Source organism: Herbivorax alkaliphila, from assembly GCF_030848475.1.
GTDB lineage: Bacteria > Bacillota > Clostridia > Acetivibrionales > Acetivibrionaceae > Herbivorax.
On the sequence record NZ_JAVDDS010000002.1, the window covers coordinates 147,476 to 153,845 of the forward strand.

Annotated in this window: 4 protein-coding genes; 3 read left to right on the forward strand and 1 reads right to left on the reverse strand. The window is 27.7% G+C overall.

The features are described 5' to 3' along the window. Positions 1–6: 6 nt before the first annotated feature. Both RBH29_RS01345 and RBH29_RS01350 read left to right on the forward strand, forming a co-directional pair. Positions 7–744 (forward strand): DUF1266 domain-containing protein, encoded by a 738-nt coding sequence (locus RBH29_RS01345; RefSeq protein ID WP_306694585.1) that lies wholly within the window; start codon positions 7–9, stop codon positions 742–744. Positions 745–1,505: 761 nt separating this feature from the next. Further along, positions 1,506–2,582, forward strand: coding sequence for a sensor histidine kinase (locus RBH29_RS01350; protein WP_306694587.1), 1,077 nt, complete (start codon positions 1,506–1,508; stop codon positions 2,580–2,582). 38 nt (positions 2,583–2,620) lie between these two features. Here the strand turns inward: RBH29_RS01350 and RBH29_RS01355 are convergent, their stop codons facing one another. Continuing rightward, on the reverse strand, positions 2,621–2,914 hold the full coding sequence (locus RBH29_RS01355; RefSeq protein ID WP_306694589.1) for a response regulator: 294 nt from the start codon (positions 2,912–2,914) through the stop codon (positions 2,621–2,623). Positions 2,915–3,208: 294 nt separating this feature from the next. Here RBH29_RS01355 and RBH29_RS01360 point away from each other — a divergent pair, with 294 nt between their 5' ends. After that, the gene (locus tag RBH29_RS01360) at positions 3,209–6,343 is read left to right on the forward strand and encodes a stalk domain-containing protein (protein ID WP_306694590.1); all 3,135 of its coding nucleotides are present in this window, start codon (positions 3,209–3,211) and stop codon (positions 6,341–6,343) included. The last annotated feature ends 27 nt before the right edge of the window (positions 6,344–6,370 follow it).

Consider the following 6,370-nt stretch of genomic DNA (forward strand, 5'->3'; position numbering starts at 1 on the left):
TTTTTGTTGTCAGAACATATTTTAAAAAATCTGTGGAAAATATCCCTCGGAATATGCTCAGTATTTGGATCTGAAAGAGACTTTGATATTTTGACAAAGTATAAAAACTTTTGGCAAAAGGCTACAAAAAATAAAATAAAATTTTCTAATGAGCTGCTGTACGGTATTTTATCAACAGACAGTTATTACTTAACAAAAGCATATAATACTGCTGCAAAAGAATTTGTCTGCAATAAATGTCAGGTGTTTAATGATGAAGATATAGAAATAAGATTAAATGAATATTTAAGCGGCAGTAACATTACAAACTTATTTAATAAAAAAAGGCACTTTCTTATTTCGTTGACACCAAAAGAAAAATCATCATTTATTGATTCATTAAAAGAAAAAAACAAATATGAATATGAAAGTTTTTCTTTGATTAATCAATATGATAAGTCTCTTCCAGGAGCTGGAATGTTAGCATTTGACATTAGTAATTATACAAGTTTGTGTAGATTAGGAGCATTTCTAGGTTATTTAGACGAAAACAAAGCTCATGAATATTTAGTTAAATCTGCACGATTAGCTCAAAAAAACTATTCAAGTTTTTATGAATTTGCTGTTTCCAGTACTGTAGGTATATTATTTTGTAAATATAATATTGACAAAAACTATTATAATTTGCAATTAGAAAGATTAAATAAATTACTTACGCACCCAAAAAGCTATTTTACAAACCTTGATTGGAATGAGAAGCTTTAGATTTAATCAAGAATGAGAAGTTATATTATGTCGAAATAGATAACAAATTTAACAGCTCCACATATATTCAAAAATAACCTGTGGCATTCGGAGAACAAAACAAATTCGATTCAATGGCAGAGTTCTAAGTTTTTACTTTTTTAGAGTATATTAGTTTAGTCTTTACATGATACTCTAAAGGTTAGAGAAGGATTGTTATATGTAATAGTTTTACGGTCACCATACTTTGAGACTATTTTTTTTGCATTATGTAAACTACAGCCATGGTTTTTTGTAGATATGCGATAATTTCCAAACCATAATAGTAGTAGAACTGTTGTTGTTGAAAGACAATTTATTTAGAAAACAAATTATATAAAAAATATAGTAATGATAAATATACACAAAAGTAAAGAGCATTGAAAAAAGCTTTTTGAATATCAGTGTTAAATGCTATAAAGATTTATTAAATAAAACCTTTATATGAGTGTTAATATTTTTTGAATGATGTTATAATGCTATTAGCTGAATTACAAAGAAAATTAAATATAACTTAAAAGTATGGGATAGTATATGGGGAGAATTATATGAACACTGAATTAATGTATTATGTAAGGTTGTTTTTTCAAGTATTGCCCTTGTTAATAATATTATATAGCTTGCAACATAAGTCCAAGAGAAATTTTAAAATAAGCATACTATTTTTGGTTATTATTTACATATCCAATGTTTATATTGATATATTAGATTTAGAATTATATAGCTTCATTATAATGACATTAATGGCGATTTTTTTGAATTCATTTTTTTTCAAAAAGGACGTAATAGATTCTTCAATTGATTATGCTGTATTTATAGTTATAGGTTTCCCAGTGGGTCTTTTTTTTGAACTTGCTTTTACATTTATAGGATTACTAAATATTGGAATTGAAAACGATGAAGTTATTATGAGTTTTTATATGTTTTTGATGTCCATATATTCTATTATAATATTCTTATTTGTACCATTAAAAAAAGTTGTAGATAGATACAGAAGTATATTAAGGAAATCATTTTTAATTATATTCAATGTTTTTATTTTCTATTTTATTTCTAGAGAAGATTTTTTAATTAATTCTAGTAGAAATATTACTATTATATTCTTATCATATTTAGCCATAATTATGTCAAGTATATTTATAGTCAAAGAATATTGGAGTGCAAAAAATAAAGAATCATTAAAACGTCAACATGCAGAGCTTTTAGAAAACTTTGATTCTATTATTGAAGATATTCGAAGTAAACAACATGATTTTAAAAATCATATAACAACACTTAAAAACTTATGTTTTACAGACAAAGAAACATATGAAAAAATTGCATCTTCATATATTTCTTCAACTATAGAAGAAAATTCTAATATTGACTACTTAACAATTTCTAACAATAAAATTATTAATTCAATAGTATATATCAAATCTTGTTTGTGTAATTCAAAGGACATTAAATTTGTATTTGAATGCAGTAATAAGGACATACAATTTCCTTTAGAAGATTATGAGATCACATCAGTTATATCTAATTTAGTGGACAATGCTATAGAATCTATTGAAAGTTCTAATCCTTCCAGAAAAGAAATACTATTAAAAATAACTTCTTGTGAAAAAAAGAAATCTTTACAGGTATCTAATACAGGTAATCCAATACCATATGAATTACATAAAAAGATATTTTCTAAAGGCTATACAACAAAAAAGAATAAAACAAGCCATGGGTATGGTCTGTATAACATAAAAAAAATAATTCAAAAACAGGGTGGTCACATATTTATTATAAATAATGATTCATATGTAACATTTGAAATATTGTTTGAATCTTAAAGGTTCTTTACAAATAATATTTTCTGGTTATAATAAGTCTAAGTTATCAAAAGCAGTTTTTTAAAAAGCAAAAGGAAGATACGGTGGAGAGCTGTTAAATATATTATCCAGGAAAACTCATATTTGTCAAATTCTACTATTTCCTGAGCAAGTTCAATTCCGGACATGTCAGGTAGATCAATATCTAAAATAAATAAATCCACAGCATAGTTGGATAATTTATCCCGTGCGTTAGTTTTATAAATAACATCACTACTAGTACATTTAGAAATATGACTAATTAAAAAATAAGCTTGCATAGAATTATCTTCTGCTAATAATATATAATGCATATACTCACTCGCAAAGAAAAAGTTACAAAAAGCATTCACAGTATTAGTGCAAAAATAGTATACTTTGCGTTTAATATATAATCAATCAATACATATTGATTTAAAGTAAATAATTCAGGTCATTTGCTTTACATTTTAGGATGTAATTATATACGAATTTTAATTATTAATATATAATGTTTGTGAAAATCAATGTAATTGTTTGTTATAGACAATAAAAAAGGAGGGGTTAAAATTATGCGAAATGTTTTAAAAATAGTTGGAAAATTAGTAGTCAATAATAGGAGGGGGATTATGAAAAAAATCTCAATAGCTTTAATAATTGTATTCTATGTTAATATTCTATTGAACAGTGTTAATGCTTTCACAACAGAAGTACCACCAAAACCTACGATAACACAGCCTCAAAATTGGGAAACAATAAGTAAAAATCAAAGTACTTTCAGAATAACTTGGAGTAAAGTACCAAGTGCAACTTGGTATTATTATACTATTAGAAAAAATGATGATGGATCAAACATATATCCACAGGGTAACAATGGGACATCAGGAACATATGTAGACTTAGATACAAAGAATTTAGAATATGGAACTATGTATGCACTATATGTACGAGCTGCAAATAGTAATGGAGCAGGTGATTATTCAAAGATCTTTTTTACAGTTGAAAATCCTTATATAGCACCACCTAAAATAACTCAACCAAGAAATTTAGAAACAATAAGAAAAAGTCATAATACTTTTAGAATAGCTTGGGAAGCAGTACCAAATGCAAATTTGTACTATTATTCCATAAGAAAAGATGGTCATGGTTCAACTATATATCCAGAAGGCAACACAGGTACTTCGCGTACATATGTAGATTTAGATACATCGAATTTAGAATATGGTACAAATTATGTTTTATATGTACGTGCCGCAAGTAGTGATTTTGGAACAAGTGATCATTCAGAAATTAAATTTTCTGTAGAAATGCCACCAGCAACACCAGCACCAGCAACACCAGCACCAGCAACACCAGCACCAGCAACACCAGCACCAGCACCAGCAACACCAGCACCAGCAACACCAGCACCAGCAACACCAGCACCAGCAACACCAGCACCAGCAACGCCAGCACCGGCAACGCCAGCACCGGCAACACCAACACCACAGCAGGTAGTTCCACCAATAGAAGAGAAACCTTCGTTAATACCTTCAAACTTTGAAATATATAACGATGAAATAAATGATTTGTTTATTGTGGAGAGATTTAAAAATACTCCTTTTAGAGGAAAGATATCTGCGAATAAAAAATTTATTCTTACTGTAGGGGTAATAGATCCAAATGGTATTTATCATGATGAAGTATATCATATTCCTAGTAATAACGAACATGATTTAGAATCCGAAATCCATATAAATACAAACAACAAAATATTCTCAGAGGAAGGAAAATATACTTTAATATGGTTTGCTATTCCTGAGAATGAAGAAGGAAGAGAGATAAAAAGAACTAGTTTAATTGTAGGTTCACCAATAAAACTATCAGGTATTCATGCCTCATATAATTTAACAGTTGGAGAGATAATTAACCTTAGTGGAGAAATAGAAAATATGGTTGGAAATATAGAGGAAGTAAGTTTAAGTGTAAAAAATTATTATGGAGATAGAGGATATGGTCAATACAATCACTATAAATTGCCTAATGTTAACAACTCAATTTTAGATATGAATTTTTTAATTTTAGATGCTAATGAAGAGCCTATTAACAAAGTAGGATCATATAAATTTAATTTATGGGTATCAGGAGAAGGAATTAAAAACCAAATTATAAGTACATTTGAGGTTAATGTAAGAGATGTGCAAATAATGGCGAGTAATACTATGCGTCCAGGAAGTTGGGATAGAAAAAAAGATACGTATAGTTTTAGTAATTTTTTGTATTTTAGTTTGTATGGTAGTGAAGTTTTACAAGATATTAACTGGTCTTTAAGTGACACTAATATTGCAACCATTAAAAATATTGATAATCCCAAAGGTGCTGTCAAAATAGAGAATAATAATCATACATTAAAAGATCAATTAGTAACTTTATCTGCAAAACATAAAGGGAAAAGCTATTCAATTAATTTAAACTTAGAGCCTAAAATTGCATCAGAAGAAATAAAAGTTGAACTTAATGGAATACAGTTAAAGTTTGATCAGCCTCCTATCATTAAACAGGGGAGAACTTTAGTGCCTTTCAGAGCTATATTTGAAGAGTTAGGTGCTAAAGTTGAGTGGGATGCTGAAAACAGAAGTGCTATAGGGTACAAATACAACACAAAAATTGAATTACCTATAGATAGTAAAAAAGCAATGGTTAATAATCGAGAAGTAATTCTTGATGTTCCGGCTACTATTATAAACGGTAGAACTTTAGTTCCAGTGAGATTTGTAAGCGAAGAGTTTGGTCTTAAAGTTGGCTGGGATAAAACTACACGGACTGTGATTATTGATGATTATGAATTAATAATAAGTGAGCTAGAGATAATAAATAACTCAAAAATAGTTCAAACTTTAAGAGGTAGTGGAGGTGATTATACAAAGAATGAGTATAATGGTAACTACTATTTATGCTATAAAAACAAAGAAATTGTAAAAGATGAGCAATTAATTGAAAAGATTTATGCAAAACATTATTTTACAGGATTATATAATTCAGATTTTGAAAAAGTAAAAAAAGCATTCAATGAAGCAGATTATTTAGCAACGGAAAGTATAAAGATAGCAAATTCATTTGATCTTAGTAATACTATTGCTAATTGGGCTAATGAAATTGGTTCAATTAGTGCAGGGTTACTTGTAGATGCATATGCAAGAAAAGTTAAAGGGGCTCCTAAACTTGAAGGAAAAGATTTAATATTATATATTTCAGATAAATCTATGGATATGACTCGTGATTCATTATTGAAAATTCACAAAGAATCAATTAGTGATAAGGAATTTATGAAAAAAAATCTTCGTGCTATGCAAAAAAACATTTCTCAAATGAATAAAGAAATTGAAAGACTAAACTTTGATAAAAGTTCAAGAAGTATAGTTGATTTAATGTATAGAGTTGAATTCTTAGAATTATCTTTTATTAAATTTAATGCTGACTATAACTTCCTTTACTTAGATGAAATAATGAAAAGTAAGCTAAGGATATCAATTGAAAACTTTAGTCAATATTTACAATCTGTGGGAAAATCAGTTGTAGAAAGTGGAGCTGGATTGACGAGCAATGATGAAATTATTATTCCTATCAAACGACAGTTTGAAATTTATGATATTATGAAAGTATTAAATGAAAATAAGGAAATTTATGCTCATAACTCTGAAATCGAAAAAATTATGTTTATTAATGGAATCTTTAGTAGGAATGTAAACGAAGCAGTTTCTTTTATTGGCTTATATGACTTATAATTTAAATTATACATAAATAGTAGTATG

Coding starts and splice junctions, on each gene's coding strand:
- RBH29_RS01350 (WP_306694587.1), top strand. CDS start 1,506: ATGGCGATTTTTTTGAATTCATTTTTTTTCAAAAAGGACGTAATAGAT.
- RBH29_RS01355 (WP_306694589.1), bottom strand. CDS start 2,914: ATGCATTATATATTATTAGCAGAAGATAATTCTATGCAAGCTTATTTT.
- RBH29_RS01360 (WP_306694590.1), top strand. CDS start 3,209: ATGAAAAAAATCTCAATAGCTTTAATAATTGTATTCTATGTTAATATT.